Below are 21,152 nucleotides of genomic sequence, written 5' to 3' on the forward strand. Positions count from 1 at the left end.
CACCCATGGCCCGCGCCGGGCCATGACGCAGGTCAAAGCGGACGCTCATCCTCGTCTGGCGCCTCGCCTCTCGCCTGCCTACACTGCAAGAGTTCGGCGATACATCTGGAGACAACGTGAAACACGCTCCAACGCTCCGCCCGAGGCTCCCGCAGACAGTAGTCGCGCTAGCCACTCTAGCGATGGTCGTCGCCGCACACGCGCAGGACACGCCCTTGAGCGCTGGACCTGCCGCCAGCGCCCCCTCGTCCGCAGCGACAGCCCCGTCGACGCCCCCGGCGGCCAACCGCCTGAGCCTGGACCGGATGGTGGTCACCGGCACGGGTGTGGCCCGCCGCAAGTTCGACACGTCTTACGTCGTTTCGAGCCTGTCGTCTTCGGACATCGACAAGCTCGGACCGCTGAACACGGCGGATCTCCTCGGTCAGGTGCCGGGTGTGCAGGCCGAAGCTACCGGCGGCGAGGCCCAGAACATCTATCGCGTGCGTGGCATTCCGAACGAGTCGAACTTCTTCACGTTCCAGGAAGACGGCATGCTCATCTACGGGGAGAACGACGGGTACTTCTTCAAGGGCGACGTCATGCTGCGCCCGGACCTGATGACCCAGAACGTCGAAGTCGTCCGTGGCGGGCCAGCGCCGATATTTGCGGACAACGCGGCCGCCATCCTCAACCTGATCACGCGCCAGGGCGGTGAAGTGGCGGAGCACGGCGCCCGGCTCACGCTGGGCGACACCGGCCTGTATCGCTTCGACGGCTTCGCCTCCGGCAAGCTGGCCGACCGGACCTACTACGCCGTCGGCGGCTTCTACCGCAGGCATCAGGGCTACCGCGACAACGGCTTTCCCAGCGACACCGGCGGCCAGTTGCGGCTGAACATCCGGCACAGGCTGGACAACGGTGAGGCCAGGTTTTTTGCCAAAGTCTTCGACGACAGCAATGTGTTCCTGCTGCCTATTCCCGTGGCAGACCCGCGCGATCCGTCCAAGTCGCTGAACCCCTACATCGACTACTTCAAGGGCACGCTGAATTCGCCGTATCTGCGCAACGTCAAGTTCATCTACCCGACCGTGGGCGGCGCGGGCAGTGCCACCGAATCGCGTGACCTGTCCAACGGCCGGCACCTGCGCTACTTCAACACCGGCGTGGATCTCAACCTCAACCTGGGTGGATGGCAGCTCAGCGAGAAGCTGAGGCTGACGAAAGGCAAACTCGACTTCGATGCCTTGTACTCGACCGTCAACCCGGCGGACGCCAACACCTTTGCCGCCAGCTTCCTGACTGCCTCACGCACGGCGTTCGGTGCCGGCGTCAACCGCCTGGGCTACACCTACGCCGGCCAGTCCGGGGCCTACGACCCGTACGGCGCATCGGGCCTGGTCGCGCAGGCGGGCTACCGCTCGATCCAGAACGACTTCAACACCATTTCCAACGACCTGCGCGTGACCCGCGACTTTGAACTTGCCGGCCGGCACAGCCTGACCGGCGGCCTGCTGCTGTCGCGCTACAAGTCCACGATGAACCTGCGCTTCCAGGACTTGCTGCTGGAGTTGGCCGGCAAGCCCCGGCCGCTGGACCTGGTCGCCTATGACGCCAGCGGCGCCGTGCTGGGCCGCGTCACCGACAACGGCGTGCTGCGCTACTCATCCACGCTGATCGGCGGCGAGTCCACGGTCACCCAGACCTCGGTCTACCTTGCCGACACCTGGAAGCCGGCGCCGCAGACTGCGCTGGATTTCGGTGTCCGGCGCAGCGGCTACAAGGGCGACGGCTACAGCAAGAACACGGCCCGGTACGACCTGGGCAACGCCGCCACCCTGGCCGACAACTCGACGCTGGGTTACACCGGCGTCAACGCCCCGCGCCCGATTGACGGCCACCCGACTTCCTGGACCGTCGGTGTCAATCAGGAGCTCACGCGAGCCATGGGCGTGTATGCGCGCGCCTCCGTGGCCTACCGTCTGCCGGGGGAAATCAACGTCTACACATTCGCTGCGCCGACGACGACCAAGGCCAAGCAGTACGAGGCCGGCTTGAAGTACTCGACCGAGCCGTTCTCGGCTTTCGCCACCGTCTTCCTGAGCCAGTTCAAGCCCTTTGCGACGACGGTGGCCGAAATCAACCCCGCCACTGGAACCATCACGAATCAGGTCTTCATCGGCGACGTGAAGAGCCCTGGCGTGGAGTTCGAATTCTCGTGGCGCCTCATTTCAAGTTTCACGTTGGACGGCGCGGCGACCTACAGCCCGGCCAAGTCCGGCAACATGGTCAGCGCCGCCGGCAACCAGTCGCTGACGACCGAAGGCAAGTTGCCCATCCGCCAGCCCAAGGCCTGGGGCAATATCCGTCCCACCGTCCACTTCGCCGTGGCGGACTGGCAGGCCAGCGCCTACGCCCGCTTCAACTTCACTGGAAGGCGCTACGTCGATCTGCAGAACACGACGGCGCTGCCGGCCTACCAGACCCTGGCGCTGGGCACGTCGGCCAGCAGGGGCGGCACCACCGTGCAGCTGATGGTGGACAACGCCACCAACGCCAAGGGCCTGACCGAAGGCAACCCGCGCGCCGATGCGGTGGCCGGGCAGGGTTCGGCCGATGCCATCTATGGCCGACCGCTGTTTGGCCGCAATGTTCGCCTGACGCTGACCCAGGAATGGTGACTCGAGCGGCACAGGGGCCGGTACGGCCAAACACCAATCCGCGGACTGGAGATGTGGAATAGAGTGGGATCGAGGTTGGTGAGCACGGCTTGGCTCGATTCGGTGGGTTGCGCAAGGCCCTCCGATATCGACGCACCCCCGGCCTCATGGAGGCGACATGACTCTGAGCAGGCTCATGGGTGCATGCCTGGTGCTGTTGACCGGCTGGATCCCGCTGGCACAGGCCGCTGACGGCCCGGAGGCCAACGCGCCCGTCAGGCCCGAGAGCACCACCGTCACGGTTGGCCAGGCCAACGATGTCCCCGTGCCGCGTGTGCTGCCAGCCTGCGCGCCGGGTACGTGCCTGTTTGCGGGTCAGAAGGTGACGGTGATCGCCACCAAGAGCGCGATCAGCGTGGCGCTGCTCGAAGTGAAGCAGGAGTTCGAGGCGGCCACCGGTGCTCAACTCGACATCGTGCGCTTGGCCGGTGTGGAGCACTACCCGACCATCATCTCGGACATGACCACCCACACCGGCAAGTACGACGCGTCGATTGCCGCTGCCTGGTGGGTCGGCGACATGGTGGCTGGCGGGCACCTGCTGTCGTATGAGAAGTTCTACAACGACCCGCGATTTCCGAAGTGGGACATCGACGACGTACTGCCCGGCCCGCGCACCCTGCTGTCCTACGGCGGCAAGAAGTACATGGTCGCCTACGACCACGACGGCCAGGTGCTGTACTACCGTCGCGACTTGCTGAACCACCCGCGGCACCAGGCGGCGTTCAGGCAGAAGTACGGCTACCCGCTGGCGGTGCCGCAGACCTGGGCGCAGTTGCGCGATGAGGTCGAGTACTTCAACGGCCAGGACATGAATGGCGACGGCACGCCGGATCACGGCATCGTGCTGGCGCTGCAGCCGGGCAGCCAGGGCATGTTCAATTACATGACGCTGTCGGCGTCGTTCGTCATCGGCCCCACCAATGCGCGGCTGTACTGGTTCGACCCGCAGACGATGGAGCCGCTGATCAAGAGCCCCGGCCACGTGCGCGCCCTCGAGTTGTTCGTTGAACTGGTGAAGTTCGGCCCGCGCGAGATGCTGACCTGGAACCATGGCCGTGGCTGGGACCATTTCCTGGCGGGCCGCGCGGCGTTTGCGCTCACCTGGGGCGACCTCGGCGCGCTGGCTCAACAACAGGGCAGCAAGGTCAGGGGCAAGACCGGCGCTGCGCCGGCGCCCGGAACGCACGCGTACTACGACATCGCGCGGGGCAAATGGACCAGCACCGCAGGCGTCAACCAGGTCGGCAACACCAGCGGTGCCTCCTGGGCCGGCGTGATTTCCAAGTATTCGAAGGTGCCCGAGGCCGCGTACTTCCTGCTGGCGCTGCTGGCGGCGAAGGAGAAGTCGCAGGTCTATGCGGCGCGGGGCTGGGACGGCGTCGATCCGGGGCGCAAATCCCAGATGCTGCCGCCTGAAGGCACGGGCAGCCTGGCGCCGTATCTGCGAGCGAACTGGGACCCGGCCGACGTCCGCGACTATCTCAGCGCGTTCGAACGCACTTTCAGCAACAAGCAGCAGATCCCCTACCTGCGAATCCCTGGAACCTACAGCTATGTGCTGGCGCTGGATCTGCGCCTCATGCAGGCGGCGGCCGGTCAATTGAGTCCGGCAGAAGCGCTCGAGGCCGCTGCCGTCGATTTCGAAGAGATCACGATCCGGCTCGGCCGCGAGCGGCAACGAGAGGCGTATCGAACTTCACTGGGCTATTGATCACGGGCATGCGCTGGAATTTCCGGGTAGCGTCACTGGGCATCGGCACCAAGCTGACCGTCGGCGTCGGGGTCCTCGTCGGGCTGACGCTGCTGGTGGTGGCACTCGCCATCCTGGCGGGCCGCAACGCCAGCCGGGACATCGAAATCAGCGAAGGCCTGCGGGCGCCGGCCTCGCGGGCGTCGGCCCAGGCGCAGGAGGCGCTGCTGAGCATGCAGCTGCACCTGCGCGGCTTCCTGGTGCTCTCTGACCGCGAAGACATCGGGCACTACCACGCGGCACGCGGGGCGTTCGAGAGTGCGCTGACATCGCTGGAGGAATTGGCCGACGGCTGGGAGGAGGGCGAGCGCAAGCAGGTGCAGGCCTTGAACGAGCGTTACGCGCGCTGGAAACGCCTGCCGCCACAGCTGTTCGAGCTGCACGAGGACACCTTGCGCAACCGGCCGGCGCTGCGACTGTCGAGCATGGACGTGCAGGCGCAGCGGGTGCGTGTGCTGGCCGAGACCGAGGCCATGATCAAGTTGCAGAATTCGCGCCCTGCCGACGCGGTGAACCGCGAAGTGCTGGCGGAGATGCTTACCTTCCAGAGTTCGTTCGATGTGCTGGCCACCAACGTGATGGCGTTCGGCGCCTCGGGCGAAGGCAACTTCAGGCTGACGTACAGCTCGCAGCTGGTCACCAATGCGGCCTTGTGGGACGGGCTCTACGCCCGTCGCCCCTTGCTCACGGCTGCGCAGCGCGCCCACCTGGACCGCATCGCAGCGGCGCGGGCCGCGCTGACCGAGCTGACCCTGCGCATCCGCACGATCCAGGACAGCGCGCGTGCCTACGAGGACCTCTACCTGTATCGGACCGAGGTCGTGCCGCAGGCGCAAGGGCTTCTCGACCTGCTGCACCAGATCACCGCCGAGCAGCAGGCGCAACTGCAGACCGAGCTGTCGCGGGCTCGGGACAGCCTGGCCCGCTCGCGTGCCCAAACGGCTGTCGGTGGCCTGGCCGCGCTGGCATTCGGTGCAGCCTTGGCGTTCCTGCTTCGGCGCAGCATCGTCGGGCCGGTGCAGCGCCTGACCCAGGTGGCGGCACGGATCGCCGCTGGCGACCTCACCGCCCAGGCGCCCGTCGAAGCGCGCGATGAGACCGGCATGCTGGCCACCAGCTTCAATTCGATGACGGCCCGCCTGGCCCACACGATTGCCGACCTGGAAGCCGCCTACAGCGAAGCGCAGCAGGCCAAGAATGTTGCCGAGCTTGCCAACCAGGCCAAGAGCAGCTTCCTGGCCAACATGAGCCATGAGATCCGCACGCCGATGAACGCGATCCTGGGCATGTCCCACCTGGCGCTGCAAAGCGGCCTCAACCCGCAGCAGCACAACTACATCCAGAAGGCGCATGCGGCGGCGGAATCGCTGCTGGTCATCATCAATGACATCCTCGACTTCTCCAAGATCGAGGCCGGCAAGCTCGACATCGAGACGATCCCGTTCAGCCTTGGCGACGTGCTGGACAACCTGAGCAATGTTGTGGGCCTGAAGGCCGACGAGAAGGGCCTGGAGCTGCTGCTGGACTTGCCGCTCGCGGTCCCCCGGGCACTGGTGGGCGACCCATCGCGCCTGGGCCAGGTGTTGCTCAACCTGGGCAACAACGCCGTCAAGTTCAGCGACAGTGGCGAGGTCATCGTCGCCGTGAAGATGGTGGAACGGGACGGCGAATCGGCCCGGCTGCGCTTCACCGTGGGTGATTCCGGCATCGGCATGAGCCCTGAACAACTGCAACGCCTGTTCCAGCCCTTCACGCAGGCCGATGCCTCGACCAGCCGGCGCTATGGCGGCACCGGCCTCGGGCTGGCGATCAGCCGCCACCTGGTGAAACTGATGGGCGGCGAGCTCACCGTCGAGAGCGAGCTGGGCCGCGGCAGCCGTCTGCACTTCGAGCTGCATTTCGGGTTGCAGCCTGGCGCTGCGGACGCGGCCATGGACACCAGCCTGCGCGGCACGCGTGTGCTGGTCGTCGACGACAACGCCGCCGCGCGCGAGCTGCTCGCGACGATGTGCGGCACGCTGGGCCTGCAGGTCGATACCGCCGCAGGTGGCGAAGAAGCGCTGCGCCTGGTGATGCAGGCCGACGCGGGCGACGCACCCTTCCAACTGCTGCTGCTCGACTGGAAGATGCCGGGCATGGACGGCGTGGCCTGCGCGCAGGCGCTGGCCCAGCAGACCGAGCTGCGCCACCCGGCACCCCTGGTCATGCTGGCCACGGCCTTCAGCCGCGAAGAGGTGAGGCAGCGCCTGGCCGAGCGCAAGCTGCGGGCCGGCGCGCTGCTGACCAAGCCGGTCACGCCCTCGACCTTGCTGGATGCCTGCGCTGCCGCACTCGGACGCTCGCTTGCCGTCCCCACGCGCAATGCGCGGCGCGAAGAAGCACAGCTCGACCATCGAAAGGCGCTGGCCGGTGCCCATGTGCTGCTGGTGGAGGACAACGCGATCAACCAGGAACTGGCCGTCGACCTGCTCAGCCGCGCCGGTATCGTCGTCAGCGTCGCCGGCAATGGCGAGGAAGCGCTGCGCAAGCTGGCCAGCGAGCGTTTTGATGCAGTGCTCATGGACTGCCAGATGCCCGTCATGGACGGTTATGCAGCGACGCGGGCGTTGCGCCAGCAGCCGGCGCTGCAGGCGCTGCCCGTGATCGCCATGACCGCCAATGCGATGGTCGGCGACCGCGAAGCCGTCATCGCGGCGGGCATGAACGATCACATCGCCAAACCGATCAAGGTCGATGAGATGTTCGCCACCCTCGCGAAATGGGTCAAACCGAGCGGTTTGGTGGTGGTGGGCAACGACGGCAGCGCCGACGCGTTGCAGGCGCTGAACGGCATCGACGCGCATTGCGGCTTGGCCAATGTCGGCGGCAACGGCGTGCTGTACCGCCGTGTGCTGAGCATGTTCCGCGACCGCGAGGCCGATTTCGCGCAGCGTTTCAACGCCGCACGCCGTGCAGGCGACGCCGACGCCGCCATGCGCGCCGCGCACGACCTCAAGGGCCTGTCCGGAACGCTCGGCATGCATGCGGTGCAGGCCGCTGCCGCTGCGTTGGAGCGGGGGTGCCTGCATGGCGCGCGCGACGCCGAGGTGGACGCCATGGTGCATGACGTGGCGAGCCACCTCGACAAGGTCGTCGACGAGCTCCGGGCCGTCGAGAGTGAGACCGCGCAGGCCGCGTGATCGTCATTGCCAGGCTGCGGCGACGCCTTCAGTGAATCCGGCCACCGATGGCCCACGTAGGACAAGCAAGCGAATGTCATACGCGGGCAATGCTGGTGACCGAAGATGCGTCGCCTGGCCTGCGCCCGCCTCGGTTCCTTTGTCATCACGCCCGTGCCACCCACCCTGTCATCACTGCTCCATCGAACGCGTGCTGCCGTCCTGGTGCTGCTGCTCGTCGTGTTGCCGCTCCAGGGCGTGGTGCAACTCGTTGCGGGCCTCCAAGGCCACAGGCATGTGCATATCGGCACGGCGACTCGGCATGACGCCGTGCTGGCGGGCCTGACTCAGCCACTGCGCGCCCTGCTGGACCATCTGCACGCCGCACAGGACCCGCGGCTGCAGGGCTCCAAGCGCTCTCAGGTGCTGAGCAATGGGCATGGCGCGGAAATGCACGAGCATGGGGGTGTCTTTCACAATCACTCCCAGCACGACGCCGACGTGCTCGAGGTCGGCGATCCGGCTGACGACACCGCCCAGGGCGCTGTGACGGCCTTCCTCGCCTGGCTGCCGGCAGGCTTGACCTTGCCGATGGGCGAGGGCGGCGATCACCCTGCCGCGACTCGCCTCGATTGGCGCGACCGTGTCGTCGCGCCGCCGTTGACCCCTCCTCGCGGCTGATCGACAGGCGCCTTCGCGTGCCATGGCGCTTGCTGCGTCAGTCCGACCCCCTGACTTCCGCCCGTCCTGACTGGATTTGCGGTGCCTGCGCACGCGCGCAGGCTTGCCGAGAGCACCCATGCCCAAACATTGCCGCTTCCAGCCGACGCTGCTGGCCGTCGCCTGCCTGCTCGCCGCCTCCGCAGCCCGGGCCGAACCCTCAGCCGTGCTTGAAAAGGTCGAGATCACCGGCCGCCATTACGACAACGCCATCGGCAGCACCGACGCCGCGTCCCAAGGCACCATCCGCGCCGAGCTGCTGAAGAGCCGCCCCGCGCTGCGCCCGGGCGAGGTGCTGGAGTTCGTGCCCGGCCTCATCGTCACGCAGCATTCGGGTGACGGCAAGGCCAACCAGTACTTCCTGCGCGGCTTCAACCTTGACCATGGCACCGACTTCGCCACCACGGTCAATGGCCTGCCGGTCAACATGCCGTCTCACGGCCACGGTCAGGGCTACTCGGACCTGAACTTCCTGATCCCCGAGCTCGTCGACCGCATCGAGTACCGCAAGGGCCCGTACTTTGCGAAGAACAGCGACTTCGCCGCCGCCGGCTCGGCCGACATCGCCTACCGCAACACGCTGGACGAAAGCTTCGCCGCATTGACGCTGGGCCAGCGCCAGTTCCAGCGCTTTGTTGGCGTCGGCTTCACGCAGCTGGGCGAGATGCATCTGCTGGGCGCCATCGAGGTGCAGCACAACGACGGGCCGTGGCAGTTGCCCGAACACCTGCGCAAGACAAACGGTGTGCTGATTCTTTCGGGTGGCACGCGCGCCGAGGGCTGGAGCACGAGCCTGATGACCTATGACGCCCGGTGGACCTCGACCGACCAGGTGCCCGAGCGTCTCATCACAGCCGGCAGCTTCAACGGCCAGCCGTTCGGCCGCTTCGATGCCATCGACAAGAGCGACGGCGGCGAGACGCGCCGCAGCAGCCTGTCCGGTGAATGGCATCGCAATACCGGCACAGAGACCACCAACGTCGCGGCCTATGCGATGAACTACCGGCTCAAGCTCTTCTCCAACTTCACCTACGCGCTGGAGCGGCCCGACGACGGCGACCAGTTCCTGCAGCAGGACAGGCGCAGCGTCTACGGCGCCAATGCCAGCCACGCCGTCGACCACCGCCTGGGCGACCTGCCGGCCCGCAGCGAGATCGGCCTGCAGCTGCGCCATGACCGCATCCGCGTCGGCCTTTACGACACCGTGGAGCGCCGCATCACCGCAACGACGCGCGACGACGAGGTACGCGAGACCGAGCTTGGCGTCTACGGCCAGACCTCCGTCGAGCTGACGCCCTGGCTGCGCGGCGTCATCGGCCTGCGCGCGGACGAGGCGCGCTTCAAGGTGCATAGCTACAGCAACGCCGCCAACTCCGGCAGCGCCTCGGCCCACCTGCTGTCGCCCAAGTTCTCGCTGATCGCCGGGCCGTGGGCCAAGACTGAGTTCTTCTTCAACGCGGGCCGTGGCTTTCACAGCAATGACGCGCGTGGCACGACGGCCACCATCGACCCCAAGACCGGAGACGCGGTCGACAAGGTGCCGGGTCTTGTCGCGGCGCGTGGCCTGGAGCTGGGTGCACGGACCGAATGGGTGCCGGGCCTGCAGAGTTCGGTCGCGATCTGGAAGCTGGACTTCGACTCCGAACTCGTCTATGTGGGCGACGCGGGCGCGACCGAGGCCACCCGGCCCAGCAAACGTCATGGGCTTGAGTGGAACAACCGCTATGTCCCTGTGCCCTGGTTGCTCATCGACGCCGACCTGGCCTGGACGCGTGCCCGTTTTGCCGATTTCGACCCCGCGGGCAACCGCATTCCCAATGCCGTCGACAAGGTCGGATCGATCGCCGTCACGCTGCGCGACCTTGGTCCCTGGTCGGCCAGCCTGCAGTGGCGTTACCTCGGCTCGGGCTCGCTGGTCGAGGACAACAGCGTGCGCTCGCGCTCGTCGCTGACGACGAATCTGCGCGTCAGCCGCAAGCTGTGGGACAAGGCCGAGCTGACGGTGGACGTGTTCAACCTGATGGACCGCAAGCTCAACGACATCGAGTACTTCTACGAGTCGCAACTGCCCGGCGAGGCGGCGTCGGTGGCCGACCGTCACGTCCACCCGGCCGAGCCGCGCACGGTGCGGGTGACGCTGAAGATGGGGTTCTGAAGAGACGACGCTTTTGCACGCGGCCCGGCCCGGGCAATGCACTGGAGTCATGCGCCTTCTGAAAGCGTGAATGCCGGATCGGTATTCATGCGAGCCCGTTTCTCGCATCTACTCGCGCTGGTTTCTTTACAACCAGAGGAGAACTCCGCATGCAATCCATGACCTTCGGCCTGCGCGCCGCCTGCGCCGCGCTGCTGGCGGCCAGCGCCTTCGCCGGCTTGCCGGCGCTGGCCCAGACCGCCAAACCCACCGTGGTGATCGTCGCCACCGGCGGCACCATCGCCGGTGCTGGCGCCTCGGCGTTGAACAGCGCCACCTACCAGGCCGCCAAGGTGCCGGTGGACAAGCTGATCGCCGGTGTGCCCGAACTGGCCAGCGTGGCCAACGTGCGCGGCGAGCAAGCCTTCCAGATCGCTTCCGAGAGCTTCACCAACGACAAGCTGGTGACGCTGGGCAAGCGCGTTTCCGCGCTGCTGAAGGACCCGGAAGTGGGCGGTGTGGTCGTCACCCACGGCACCGACACGCTGGAAGAGACAGCCTTCTTCCTGAACCTGGTGATCAAGAGCGACAAGCCCATCGTGGTTGTCGGCTCGATGCGGCCGGGCAGCGCGATGTCGGCCGACGGCATGCTGAACCTGTACAACGCGGTGGTGGTGGCGGCTTCGCCCAGCGCCAAGGGCAAGGGCGTGCTGATCACCATGGCCGACGACATCCTGTCCGGCCGTGACGCAGCCAAGCGCGTGAACATCAAGACCAGCGCCTTTGGCAGCCAATGGGGTTCGCTGGGCATGGTGGTCGAGGGCAAGACCTTCTGGTTCCGCAGCCTGGCCAAGCGCCATACCGCGAACTCCGAGTTCGACATCGACACCATCGACGCGCTGCCGGACGTGTCCATCGTCTATGGCTCGGGCAGCATGAACATGGCGCTGTACGACGCGGCGGCCACGCCGGGCGTCAAGGCCATCATCAACGCCGGCACGGGCAATGGCTCGGTGCCCGACTACGCGGTGGACAAGCTCAAGTCCATCCGCAGCAAGGGCGTGCTGGTCATCCGCTCCAGCCGCGTGGCTGACGGCATCGTGCTGCGCAACGCCGAACAGCCCGACGACAAGTACGACTGGGTGGTGGCCCACGACCTGAACCCCCAGAAGGCCAAGATCCTGGCCGCCGTGGCCCTCACCAAGCCGCAGACCACCGCTGAGCTGCAGCGGATCTTCTGGGAATATTGATCTAGCGGAGCGTGCCGAGAGCTTCGCGGCTGACGGCACCGTTGTGGCGTGCCTGCCGGTGCCGCGCCAAGCTACCCAAGCGATCCGACGCCTGGGGTGTCACCAGGGCGGTGACTCACTGAGCGCGTCCTCAGGCACGTTCGCCGGCAGAGAGGCGATGGCGGGCGCGGGCGCTGAGGCGGGCGCACCGGCTGCGGCGAAGTCATGCTCGCCGCCCAGGCCTTCGATGAGCGCCGGGATCAGCCGGCCCAGTTCGCCGGTCGCCAGGGCCGCGTCGGCGTCGAAGGCCTCGTCGCCGCTGGCTTCGGGCCGGCCTTCAAAAGCCAGGTCCAGGAAGCTGATCTTCTTGATCGCGAAGCCCTCGGTCAACGTGAAGGCGACGCGGTCGTTCCAGCTCAGGGCCAGGCGGGTCGGCATCTTGCCGCTGGTCAGGTGGGCGCGGACCTCGTCGATGTCCAGCGGGTGGCGGGCATAGCGCACGACGGGCTTCTCGTCATCGCTGCCCTTGAGTTCGCATTCGCGCTCGATCTGGAAGCCCTCGGGCGTCACGCCGTCCAGCAGCCAGGCGGCCATGCAGGCGGCGGGGCTTTCGGCCGTCTGCACCAGCTGCAACGACAGGCCGTCGGCGGCCTGGATCAGCAGCGTGACGACCTCGTCGGCGCGGCTGGCGGAGCCGGCATCGACGAACAGCAGACGCTGCTCCGGCGCGATCCAGACGCGCGTGGCCGAGGTCTTGGTGAAGGCGCGCGGCAGCAGCTCGTGCGTGGCCTGCTCCTTCATGTCCTTCTTGGCCTTCTTGCCGGGTTTGCGGCCGGTCTGGGCCTCGATCTGCTCGGCGAGCTCGTCGATGCGCTCCTGCACGACGGAGGAGGGCAGCAGGCGCTGCTCGCGCTTGAGCTTGAGCAGCCAGTGGCCGTCGATGACTTCGACCAGGGGCGCGTGCTCGATGTCCCGCGGCGGGGCCCAGCCGACGGCCAGGGGTTGCGTCGGGGCGCAGGACAGGAAGGGTTCCTTGGCCAGCTTGTCGGCCAGTTGGGTGGCGTCGGGCTGCCAGCCCTCGCCGATGCGGTAGACGATGAGGTTCTTGAACATGGGCTCGATACAAACAAGAAACCCGCCAGCGGCGGGCTTCGCAAATAGGCAGCGATCAGGCCGCGATTGTCTCAGGTCGCGCGGCGGCGCCGGCGAGGGGTGGGTCAGGCCAGGTGCGGTTCGTCCATGACCTGGCGCAGCAGCTTCTCGAACACCTCGACCGATTGGCCGCCCTGGATCAGGTGGCGCTGGTTGACGATGACGGCCGGCACGGCATGGATGCCCTGGGCGTGCACCTCGGCCTCGGCGGCAGCCACCTCTTCGGCGTAGCGCTTGCCCGCCAGCAGCTCGCGCGCCTCGGCCTCGGGCAGGCCGGCGGCGGTGGCCAGGCTCAGCAGCACTTCGTGATTGGACACATCACGGCCATCGGTGAAATAAGCCTTCAGCATTGCCACCTTCAGCGTGCGCTGCACGGCGCCGCCAAAGGCTTCGTCCGCCCAGTGCAGCAGGCGATGGGCGTCGCGCGTGTTGTAGATGCGGCCGCGCGCCTCCATGCGGAACTCGAAGCCCAGCGCCGCACCGCGCTCACGGATCGCCTGTCGCGTGCCGGCCAGCGCCGCCGGGCTGGCACCGTATTTTTCGGCCAGATGCTCCTCGATGTCCTGGCCCTCGGGTTTCATGCCGGGGTTGAGCTCGAAGGGGTGGAAGTGCAGGTCCAGTTCCAGCCCGGGAATGCGGGCCGCCGCCGCTTCCAGCGAATACAGGCCGATGGCACACCAGGGGCAGACGATGTCGGAAATGAAGTCGATGCGCATGGGTGGCATTTTCGCGGGCATCGAGATGCCCCTCAGGTTTGCAGGCTTGACCGAGGTGTGACCGGCTTTTGCGCTAGCGTTGCCGGGTTTGCATCCTGGAACGCCTGCATGACCGATCCGACAACGACCGACTACATCCCGCCCCAGGTCTGGACCTGGGACAAGGCCAGCGGCGGCCAGTTCGCCAGCATCAATCGCCCTATCGCCGGCGCCACCCATGACAAGGCGCTGCCCGTTGGCCGCCATCCGCTGCAGCTGTATTCGCTGGGCACGCCCAATGGCGTCAAGGTCACCGTGATGCTGGAGGAACTGCTGGCGCTGGGCCACACCGGCGCCGAGTACGACGCCTGGCTGGTGCGCATCAACGAGGGCGAACAGTTCGGCAGCGGCTTTGTCGAGGCCAATCCCAATTCCAAGATTCCGGCCCTGGTGGACCACAGCGGGCCAGAACCGGTGCGGGTGTTCGAGTCGGGCGCCATCCTTGTCTACCTGTCGGAAAAGTTCGGCGGCGCCTTCTTGCCCGAAGGTGGTGCGGCGCGCGCCGAGGCGCTGAGCTGGCTGTTCTGGCAGATGGGCAGCGCGCCCTTCCTTGGCGGCGGCTTCGGGCACTTCTACGCCTATGCGCCCACCAAGCAGGAGTACCCCATCGACCGCTATGCCATGGAGGTCAAGCGCCAGCTCGATGTGCTGAACCGCCGGCTGGCTGAAGCGCCCTATCTGGCGGGCGAGTCCTACAGCATTGCCGACATGGCCATCTGGCCCTGGTATGGCGCGCTCGCCAAGGGGCAGCTCTACGGCGCGGGTGAGTTCCTGTCGGTGCACGAGTACACCCATGTCATCCGCTGGGCTGACGAGGTCGCCCAGCGCCCGGCCGTCAAGCGCGGCCGCAAGGTCAACCGCACCTGGGGTGAACCCGGCAGCCAGCTTCACGAGCGCCACGAAGCCAGCGACTTCGATACCAAGACGCAAGACAAGCTGGTGGCGCCATGATCACCCTCTACGACTGCGCCACCGCGCCCAGCCCGCGCCGCGCGCGCATCCTGTTGGCCGAGAAGGGGGCGCCGCACGAAACGGTGCAGGTCGACCTGCGCAATGGCGAGCAGATGGGCGAGGCGTTCCGGCGCATCAACCCGCAGTGCACGGTGCCGGCGCTGGTGACGGAGGAGGGCGTTGTGCTGACTGACAACGCCGCGATTGCGGCCTACATCGAGGCGCGTTTCCCCGAGCCGCCGCTGCTCGGCCGCAGCCCGCTCGACAAGGCCGAGATCGCGGGCTGGCAGTGGCGCGTCGAGTTCGAGGGCCTGCTGGCGATTGCCGAGGCATTCCGCAACAGCAGCCCCGCCATGGTCAACCGCGCGCTGGCGGGGCCGCTGGACTACGCGCAGATCCCCGCGCTGGCCGAGCGCGGGCAGGCGCGGGTGCAGGCCTTCTTTGCGATGCTGAACGCGCATCTGGCGGAGCGCGACTTCATCGCCGCTGGCCAGTTCAGCATTGCCGACATCACGGCCGTGGTGGCGGTGGACTTTGCGCGGGTCGTCAAGGTCAAGCCCGGTGACGAGCATCCCCATCTGCGGCGCTGGCGAGCGGCGATGGAGATGAGAGGCACGATGGCGTAGGCCATCGATCACCGTCAGACATTGAAAGGCAGCACCATGGGAGCGGACGCATTCATCGCCTTCTACGGCATCAAGTTCGAGCTCGACCCTGACGACGAGGAGGGGCTTGACGCCTGCGATACGGGCAGCGATGTCCGTTGCCAGAAGGCGAGGTCGGTCGGGCTGGAAGCCTACACGGGACGCATGACGGACGGTGAAGACTACTTCCTGTACATCGGCACAAGGCTGGCCTCACTGGGCATCGAGCATGATCAGTACGTGACGCAATCCGTCGAGCAGCTCTCTTCTCTCGCCGCTAACGTCATGGCCAAGCTGAGGGCGGCGGACTTTCCGCAGTCGCCCGAGCTTCACTTCCAGTTCATCGGTCAGTACTAGCCACGCGGGGGGGGGTACTATCCGTCAGTCCGCATTGCGGCAACTGACGGGGTCGTGCATGTCAACTGGACCGCAACATATCGAAGCGGTCCTGGCACGTCAGCTCGCAGAGGGCGCCAGTGCGGCGGTGATTGCCGACGCATCCTGTGAGGTCTGGCGCCGGATCGACGCCGCCTTGTCACCCATCGTCGGGCGCCATGGCGTCTCAGCGCTGCTCAAGCGCAGCCTGCACCTCACGCGAACCGCTCATCCTGCGCTGGCCGCCGCTGCAAATGCGGATGCCCGCCCCGGCGATTTCCGTGCATTGCGCGCGGTCCTGGCGGGTCAGGCCAGCGCCGAAGCCGCCGCGCTGAATGCCGCGTTGCTGGGTACCTTCTACGACCTCCTGTCCAGCCTGATCGGCGCCACGCTCACGGAGCGGCTGCTGGATCCCGTATGGGCACCCCCTTCCACCGACGCGCCCGCACAGGACTCCCAGACATGACCACCGCCAAAGCAACCATCAACCGCCTGGCCACAGGCGTGCAGGGCTTGGACCAGGTGCTGGGCGGTGGCCTGCCGGAGTTCTCCTTCAACATCATTGCCGGCCCGCCGGGCTGCGGGAAGACAACGTTGGCGCACCAGATGATGTTCGCGCTGGCCACGCCCGAACGACCGGCGCTGTACTTCACCGTGCTTGGCGAACCGCCGCTGAAGATGCTGCGCTACATGCAGCAGTTCGAGTTTTTCGACAGCGACGAGGTCAACCGTTCGATCTACTTCATCAACCTGGCCGACGACACCGCCGCCGGGGATCTGGACAAGGTGCTCGAAAAGATCGTTGCCGCCGTCGAGCAACATCGCCCCGGCCTGGTCTTCGTCGACTCCTTCCGATCGGTCATGCTGGCCAGCCAGGGCAACGGCAACAGCTACATCACCTTGCAGCATTTCGTGCAACAGCTTGGCATGTTGATGACCAGCTGGCAGGCAACGACCTTCCTGATCGGCGAGTACTTCACCGACGCCGATCCCAACCCCGTCTTCACCGTTGCCGATGGTCTGATCTGGCTGCGCCAGAGCACCAAGCGCAACTCCGTCGTGCGCAACATGGAAGTCATGAAGTTGCGCGGTCAGGCGACTTCGCCCGGCCTGCACACCTTCCGCATCGGTTCTGACGGCATCACCGTCTTTCCGCCCGTGCTGCAGTCGTTTCCGCCCATCAATGCGGTCGCTGAAACAGGCGGGCGGCTCAGCATCGGCGTGCCCGACCTTGACGCCTTGATGGGCGGCGGCCTGCCACGCGGCTACTCACTGCTGGTGGCGGGGCCCTCGGGTTCGGGCAAGACCATCCTGGCCTCGGCCTTTCTTGCAGAAGGCGCACGGCGCGGCGAGACGGGCGTCATCGCCTCCTTCGAGCAGGGCTCAAGTCTCTCGCGCACGCCGGCGGTGGCCGAGCTGGTCGGGAGCGGCCGCGTCGGGCTTGTGGACACGCAGGCGGCCGGCATGTCGGTCGACGAACTGTCGATTTTGCTGATCGCGGAGATCCAACGCCTGGGCGCGAGCCGCGTGGTCATCGATTCGCTGTCGGGCTTCGAGCTGGCGCTCGCGCCAACCTTCCGCGAGGATTTCCGCGAGTCGCTCGCGCGCATGGTCACCGCACTGGCCAGCACCGGCGCCACGGTGTTGATGACGTCGGAGCTGGAAGACCGCTATGACGACCTGCGCTTCAGTCCCTATGGCACGGCCTTCCTGACCGACGCCATCATCGTGCAGCGGTATATCGAGGTGGACAGCCGCCTGCAACGCGTGCTGGCCGTCGTCAAGGTCCGCGCCAGCGCGCACTCCAACGAGCTGCGCCTGTTCCACGTCAACGACGAGGGCATCCAGATCGGCGCAATGCTGGAGGGCTATGAAGGCCAGCTGGCCGGCCGGCCAACCCGCCAGGCAGGGGCTCCGGCGCCTCCTGCGTCATTTCGAGCACCGAAGCCGCCGTGAGCGACGACGCCCATCCGCCGCGGGCGCCACCTGCCCAAGCACAGCAGCCTGACGAAGACGTCGGTGCCATCCGTGCGGAGCTCCTGCGCCTGCGGCAAGACCTGGAACAGGTGCAGCAGCAGTTCAACGCCACGCGGGCCGCGCAACTGCGGGAGGCCAACGAGCAACTGGTGCTGGCCGTCATGCAGGCCGAGGCGATTGCCGAGGCGGCGACGGACAAGTTGATGGCGATGACGCGCATCACCCAGCGCGATGCCCTGACCGACACGCCCAACCGTGCGCTGATGCTGGACCGGTTGCAGACGGCGTTGTCGATGGCCAAGCGCCGGCACACACGCAGTGCGGTGCTGTTTGTCGACATCGATCGTTTCAAGCAAATCAACGACAACTTCGGCCATCTGATCGGCGACGAGGCGCTCAAGCTGGTCGCCCTGAATCTTGGGACGGCCGTGCGCGATTCGGACACCGTCAGTCGCCACAGCGGTGACGAGTTCCTGGTGCTCCTTGCCGAGATCTCGAAAGCCGCTGACGCCGCCCAGATCGCGCTGAAGATGTTGCACTTGATTGCTGCCATCCGCATCGACAGCCTGCCCGCGTTCAGGGTCAGTGCCAGCATCGGCATCGCGATCTACCCCGATGACGGTCGTACGGCCATGCAGCTCATCGACAAGGCCGATTCGGCCATGTACCGCGCCAAGAAGATGGGCGGTGCCATGTTCCAGTTCCACGGCGCTGAAGACGTGCCTGACAGCGGGCACGTGCCGGACTTCGGCGACACGCACGGCCTGGGGACGCAGCCTGTGCCGCTGGATGCAACGCCCAGCCCGAATCCCCACCGTCATGCTTTGCGTGACGCCAACGAGCAATTGCTTCTGTCAGCGCTCGCATCCAGGGTATCGGCGGAGCGGGCCACGGGCGCGCATCAGCAGCACGTCATCCATTTGGCGATGGTCGCGCACGAATTGCGCAGCCCACTCGCACCACTGAGCAATGCCGCGGAATTGCTGAGCCGATCCCGCGGTGATGAAAGCCGGCATGCGTGGCTGCAGGAGGTCATCAAGCGGCAGGTGGCGCACATGACCCGAATCATCGACGACCTGCTGGATGGATCTCGCGCCGAGACGGGCAAGTTCCATCTGGTCTGCGGCAATGTTGACTTGGTGGCGATCCTTGGCGGGGTGGCCCAGTCCTGCCAACCGGCGATGGACGAGAAGCATCAGCGCCTGCGCGTTTCTCTGCCACAAGGCCCGCTGAACGTGCATGGCGATCCCGTGCGGCTCGAGCAAGTTTTTCGGAATCTGCTCGACAACGCGGTCAAGTACACGCGTGACCGGGGCCACATCGCCCTCACGGCTGCCGTGATCGATCGCGTGATCTCGGTCACCGTGTCGGACAACGGCATCGGCATCGTGGCTGAGGCGCTGCCGCATGTATTCGACTTGTTCGTGCAAAACGAGCACGCGATGGCCATGCACCACGGCGGCCTAGGCATTGGCCTGGCGGTGGTGCGCGAGCTCGTAGAGGCCCATGGCGGCACAGTCGTGGCCGTCAGCGCGGGCCATGACAAGGGCAGCGAGTTCATCGTCAAGCTGCCCCTGGCCGCGCTTGCCACGCCTTGAGTGGGGACGCAAGGCCGGCATACAGCAGGCGGCCTCGATGGCGGAGCTGCCCCGCGTTCAACCGAGTTTGCGGTCGCTGGGCCGCGCCAGGTAGAACCACTCGGTTCCCGGCGCGGACTTGGTGTTCGGGAACACGATGCGCCCCTCGCTCGGCGCCAGCACGGCCTCGCCGCTGGCGCGGGTGCCAATCTGCTGACCCTTCGCGATGGCGTCGAAGCTGGCCCAGCCCTGCTCGAACTGGTCGCCCTCGGCTTCGCGGTCGATGACGTCGTAGAGCTGCAGCAACTCAGGCGCCTGAGTGGGGCGGTGTGGCTCGACGGCGCTTGCGTCCAGCATGCCCAGGAACACCAGCGAGCGCAGGATGGCCAGGCGCGCGACCTCGGGGCCGTTCGGGTCCAGATGCTGGCCGCATTCCAGCGTGATGGCCCAGCCGCCGGTGGAGCGCATGTACTCGGTGGTGCCGACGCCGTAGTGCGGGTCGGAGATCAGCGAGGCGCGGCGCGAGCCGTCGTGCTCGCGCTGCTGGCGGCGCTGCAGGCCCAGGGCATAGGTCGACAGCCAGCCCTCGACGATGCGGCCCACGCCCAGGCGCGCGGCCAGCGCCGATTCGGTCGCCTCCTGAGAGAAGGGCTCCAGCTCGCCGCTGTTGTTGCGCGGGCCGATCATCGCGAAGGCCGGGCCCTGGCCCTGGAAGCTGTGCAGGTCGAGGATGCCGTCGTGCTGCGCGATCAAGGCACAGAGCTGGCGGGCGATGCGGTCCTCGAAATCATGCGCGATGACCGGCGGGCGCAGGTTGCGGTTGAGGTTGCGGTCGCCTTCGCGGCGGTTCAGCTGGTGGGCCAGCGGGTTGACGATGGGCACCAGGGTCAGCGTGCCGCGCAGCAGCGTCAGCTCGCCGGCATCGAGCTGGCGAATGATCTCGGCCATGGCTTTGGTGCCATGGATTTCGTTGCCATGCACAGCGCCGGTGACGAGGAAACGCGGGCCAGGTTGCAGGCCGGCGAACTGGTGGACACGGATGTGGGTGGGCTGGTTCATGACTGGAGCAGGGCGGAAGACAGGGCCTTGTCGGCGGAGAAGACGCGGCGCGGCAGTTCGGCGGCGGGCTGGCCGGCGCGGTAGGCAACGAGGCGATAGAGGGTGGCGAATGCGAAGTCGGGCGGCTCCTCGCCGGCGCCCAGCACCAGCTCGCCACCGCGGCGCACGGCGTCGGCCAGGAAGGCGGGCAGGCGCAGGTGATACGGGTTGCGCTCGATCTCGCCGGTGTGGCGCTCCAGCGCGGCGATGAGGCGGGCGGTGTCAGCGATATTGGTCTGCACCAGCGCATTGGGTGCCGACTGCGTGGACCAGAACTCGGTGTGGGCCAGCACCGCGTCCAGGCGTGCGGCGGCCAGCGCTTCGGCGACGAGACGGTAGACGCCGCGGTGGCTGGGGTTGTCGTCCAGCGCATGCGGTGCCAGCACAAGGGCCGGGCGATGGCGGGCCAGCAGCGCGGCGATGGTGTCGACATGGGCCTGCCACAGCTGCGGCTCGCGTTCGGCCGTGTCGGCGCGCACGTCCGACAGGCCGGCCTCGCCAACGCGGATGCAGTCGAAGCCCAGCACGCCGCAGGCGTCCTGCAACTCGACCCAGCGCGACTCGCGGCGTTCGGGGTTGCTGCCCAGGGTCACGGCGACATTGCCGACCCGCCAGCCGGCCTCCTGCTGAAGCCGCAGTGGCAGGGCGCCGACGATGCATTCATCGTCGGGGTGGGGCGCGAAGATCAGGCAATGGCCGGGGCTTGGCTCGCGGCCGGGTGCGGTCACGCGGTCGGGCGGGTTGCCCAACAGCTCGGCAAAGCGGGAAAGGTGCTCACGCCAGCGCGCGAGGTCTGCATCCAGGGACATGCCGGCATCCTACAGAGAGTAGGAGCCAGCGAGGCCGTGAGCGTGGCCCGCGCCGGGGCGATTTGCGGCACCCGGCGGCGTTGCCGGCTCCTTGCGTGGCGCCCGCCACGCGGCGTCACCT

Annotated in this window: 16 protein-coding genes; 12 read left to right on the forward strand and 4 right to left on the reverse strand. The window is 67.0% G+C overall.

Annotation, left to right across the window (positions count from 1 at the left end):
- Positions 1-215 precede the first annotated feature (215 nt).
- The 6 genes from AC1DW0_RS06930 (at position 216) to AC1DW0_RS06955 (ending at position 11,714) form a co-directional block, all read left to right on the forward strand.
- Positions 216-2,660 (forward strand): TonB-dependent receptor, encoded by a 2,445-nt coding sequence (locus tag AC1DW0_RS06930; RefSeq protein WP_477945229.1) that lies wholly within the window; start codon positions 216-218, stop codon positions 2,658-2,660.
- A 175-nt stretch (positions 2,661-2,835) separates the two neighbouring features.
- On the forward strand, positions 2,836-4,413 hold the full coding sequence (locus tag AC1DW0_RS06935) for an ABC transporter substrate-binding protein (protein ID WP_477945230.1): 1,578 nt from the start codon (positions 2,836-2,838) through the stop codon (positions 4,411-4,413).
- 8 nt (positions 4,414-4,421) lie between these two features.
- Complete coding sequence (locus tag AC1DW0_RS06940) at positions 4,422-7,631, forward strand: hybrid sensor histidine kinase/response regulator (RefSeq protein WP_457390035.1); 3,210 nt, start codon at positions 4,422-4,424, stop codon at positions 7,629-7,631.
- Positions 7,632-7,736: 105 nt separating this feature from the next.
- On the forward strand, positions 7,737-8,291 hold the full coding sequence (locus AC1DW0_RS06945; protein WP_477945231.1) for a hypothetical protein: 555 nt from the start codon (positions 7,737-7,739) through the stop codon (positions 8,289-8,291).
- 118 nt (positions 8,292-8,409) lie between these two features.
- Positions 8,410-10,485: a TonB-dependent receptor gene (locus tag AC1DW0_RS06950; RefSeq protein WP_477945232.1), complete on the forward strand. Its 2,076-nt coding sequence runs from the start codon at positions 8,410-8,412 to the stop codon at positions 10,483-10,485.
- A 158-nt stretch (positions 10,486-10,643) separates the two neighbouring features.
- Positions 10,644-11,714: an asparaginase gene (locus tag AC1DW0_RS06955; RefSeq protein WP_457390090.1), complete on the forward strand. Its 1,071-nt coding sequence runs from the start codon at positions 10,644-10,646 to the stop codon at positions 11,712-11,714.
- 99 nt (positions 11,715-11,813) lie between these two features.
- Here AC1DW0_RS06955 and AC1DW0_RS06960 read toward each other — a convergent pair whose 3' ends face one another.
- Together AC1DW0_RS06960 and AC1DW0_RS06965 are read right to left on the reverse strand one after the other, a co-directional pair.
- Complete coding sequence (locus tag AC1DW0_RS06960; RefSeq protein ID WP_477945233.1) at positions 11,814-12,806, reverse strand: recombination-associated protein RdgC; 993 nt, start codon at positions 12,804-12,806, stop codon at positions 11,814-11,816.
- A gap of 104 nt (positions 12,807-12,910) precedes the next feature.
- Entirely contained in the window at positions 12,911-13,582 is a 672-nt protein-coding gene (locus AC1DW0_RS06965; protein ID WP_477945234.1) for a DsbA family oxidoreductase, read from the reverse strand.
- A gap of 87 nt (positions 13,583-13,669) precedes the next feature.
- Here AC1DW0_RS06965 and yghU point away from each other — a divergent pair, with 87 nt between their 5' ends.
- The 6 genes from yghU to AC1DW0_RS06995 all read left to right on the forward strand — a co-directional run bounded on the left by yghU (position 13,670) and on the right by AC1DW0_RS06995 (position 19,145).
- The gene (gene yghU, locus AC1DW0_RS06970; protein ID WP_477945235.1) at positions 13,670-14,551 is read left to right on the forward strand and encodes a glutathione-dependent disulfide-bond oxidoreductase; all 882 of its coding nucleotides are present in this window, start codon (positions 13,670-13,672) and stop codon (positions 14,549-14,551) included.
- Positions 14,548-15,177 (forward strand): glutathione S-transferase family protein, encoded by a 630-nt coding sequence (locus AC1DW0_RS06975; protein ID WP_457390040.1) that lies wholly within the window; start codon positions 14,548-14,550, stop codon positions 15,175-15,177. Before yghU ends, AC1DW0_RS06975 begins: the two co-directional genes overlap by 4 nt.
- 36 nt (positions 15,178-15,213) lie before the next feature.
- Positions 15,214-15,552 carry a hypothetical protein gene (locus AC1DW0_RS06980; RefSeq protein ID WP_477945236.1) on the forward strand — a complete coding sequence of 113 codons (339 nt, stop codon included), beginning with the start codon at positions 15,214-15,216 and terminating at the stop codon, positions 15,550-15,552.
- 58 nt (positions 15,553-15,610) lie between these two features.
- Positions 15,611-16,036: a hypothetical protein gene (locus tag AC1DW0_RS06985; RefSeq protein ID WP_477945237.1), complete on the forward strand. Its 426-nt coding sequence runs from the start codon at positions 15,611-15,613 to the stop codon at positions 16,034-16,036.
- A complete protein-coding gene (locus tag AC1DW0_RS06990; RefSeq protein WP_477945238.1) occupies positions 16,033-17,526 on the forward strand; it encodes an ATPase domain-containing protein in 1,494 nt (497 codons plus the stop codon). Before AC1DW0_RS06985 ends, AC1DW0_RS06990 begins: the two co-directional genes overlap by 4 nt.
- Before the next feature lie 170 nt (positions 17,527-17,696).
- The gene (locus tag AC1DW0_RS06995) at positions 17,697-19,145 is read left to right on the forward strand and encodes a sensor histidine kinase (RefSeq protein ID WP_477945239.1); all 1,449 of its coding nucleotides are present in this window, start codon (positions 17,697-17,699) and stop codon (positions 19,143-19,145) included.
- A 57-nt stretch (positions 19,146-19,202) separates the two neighbouring features.
- Here the strand turns inward: AC1DW0_RS06995 and AC1DW0_RS07000 are convergent, their stop codons facing one another.
- Positions 19,203-20,183 carry a succinylglutamate desuccinylase/aspartoacylase family protein gene (locus tag AC1DW0_RS07000; protein ID WP_477945240.1) on the reverse strand — a complete coding sequence of 327 codons (981 nt, stop codon included), beginning with the start codon at positions 20,181-20,183 and terminating at the stop codon, positions 19,203-19,205.
- Positions 20,180-21,031 (reverse strand): PIG-L deacetylase family protein, encoded by an 852-nt coding sequence (locus AC1DW0_RS07005; protein WP_477945241.1) that lies wholly within the window; start codon positions 21,029-21,031, stop codon positions 20,180-20,182. The genes AC1DW0_RS07000 and AC1DW0_RS07005 overlap by 4 nt, the downstream gene beginning before the upstream one ends.
- Between the last annotated feature and the right edge of the window lie 121 nt (positions 21,032-21,152).

Source organism: Roseateles sp. P4_D2, from assembly GCF_056401875.1.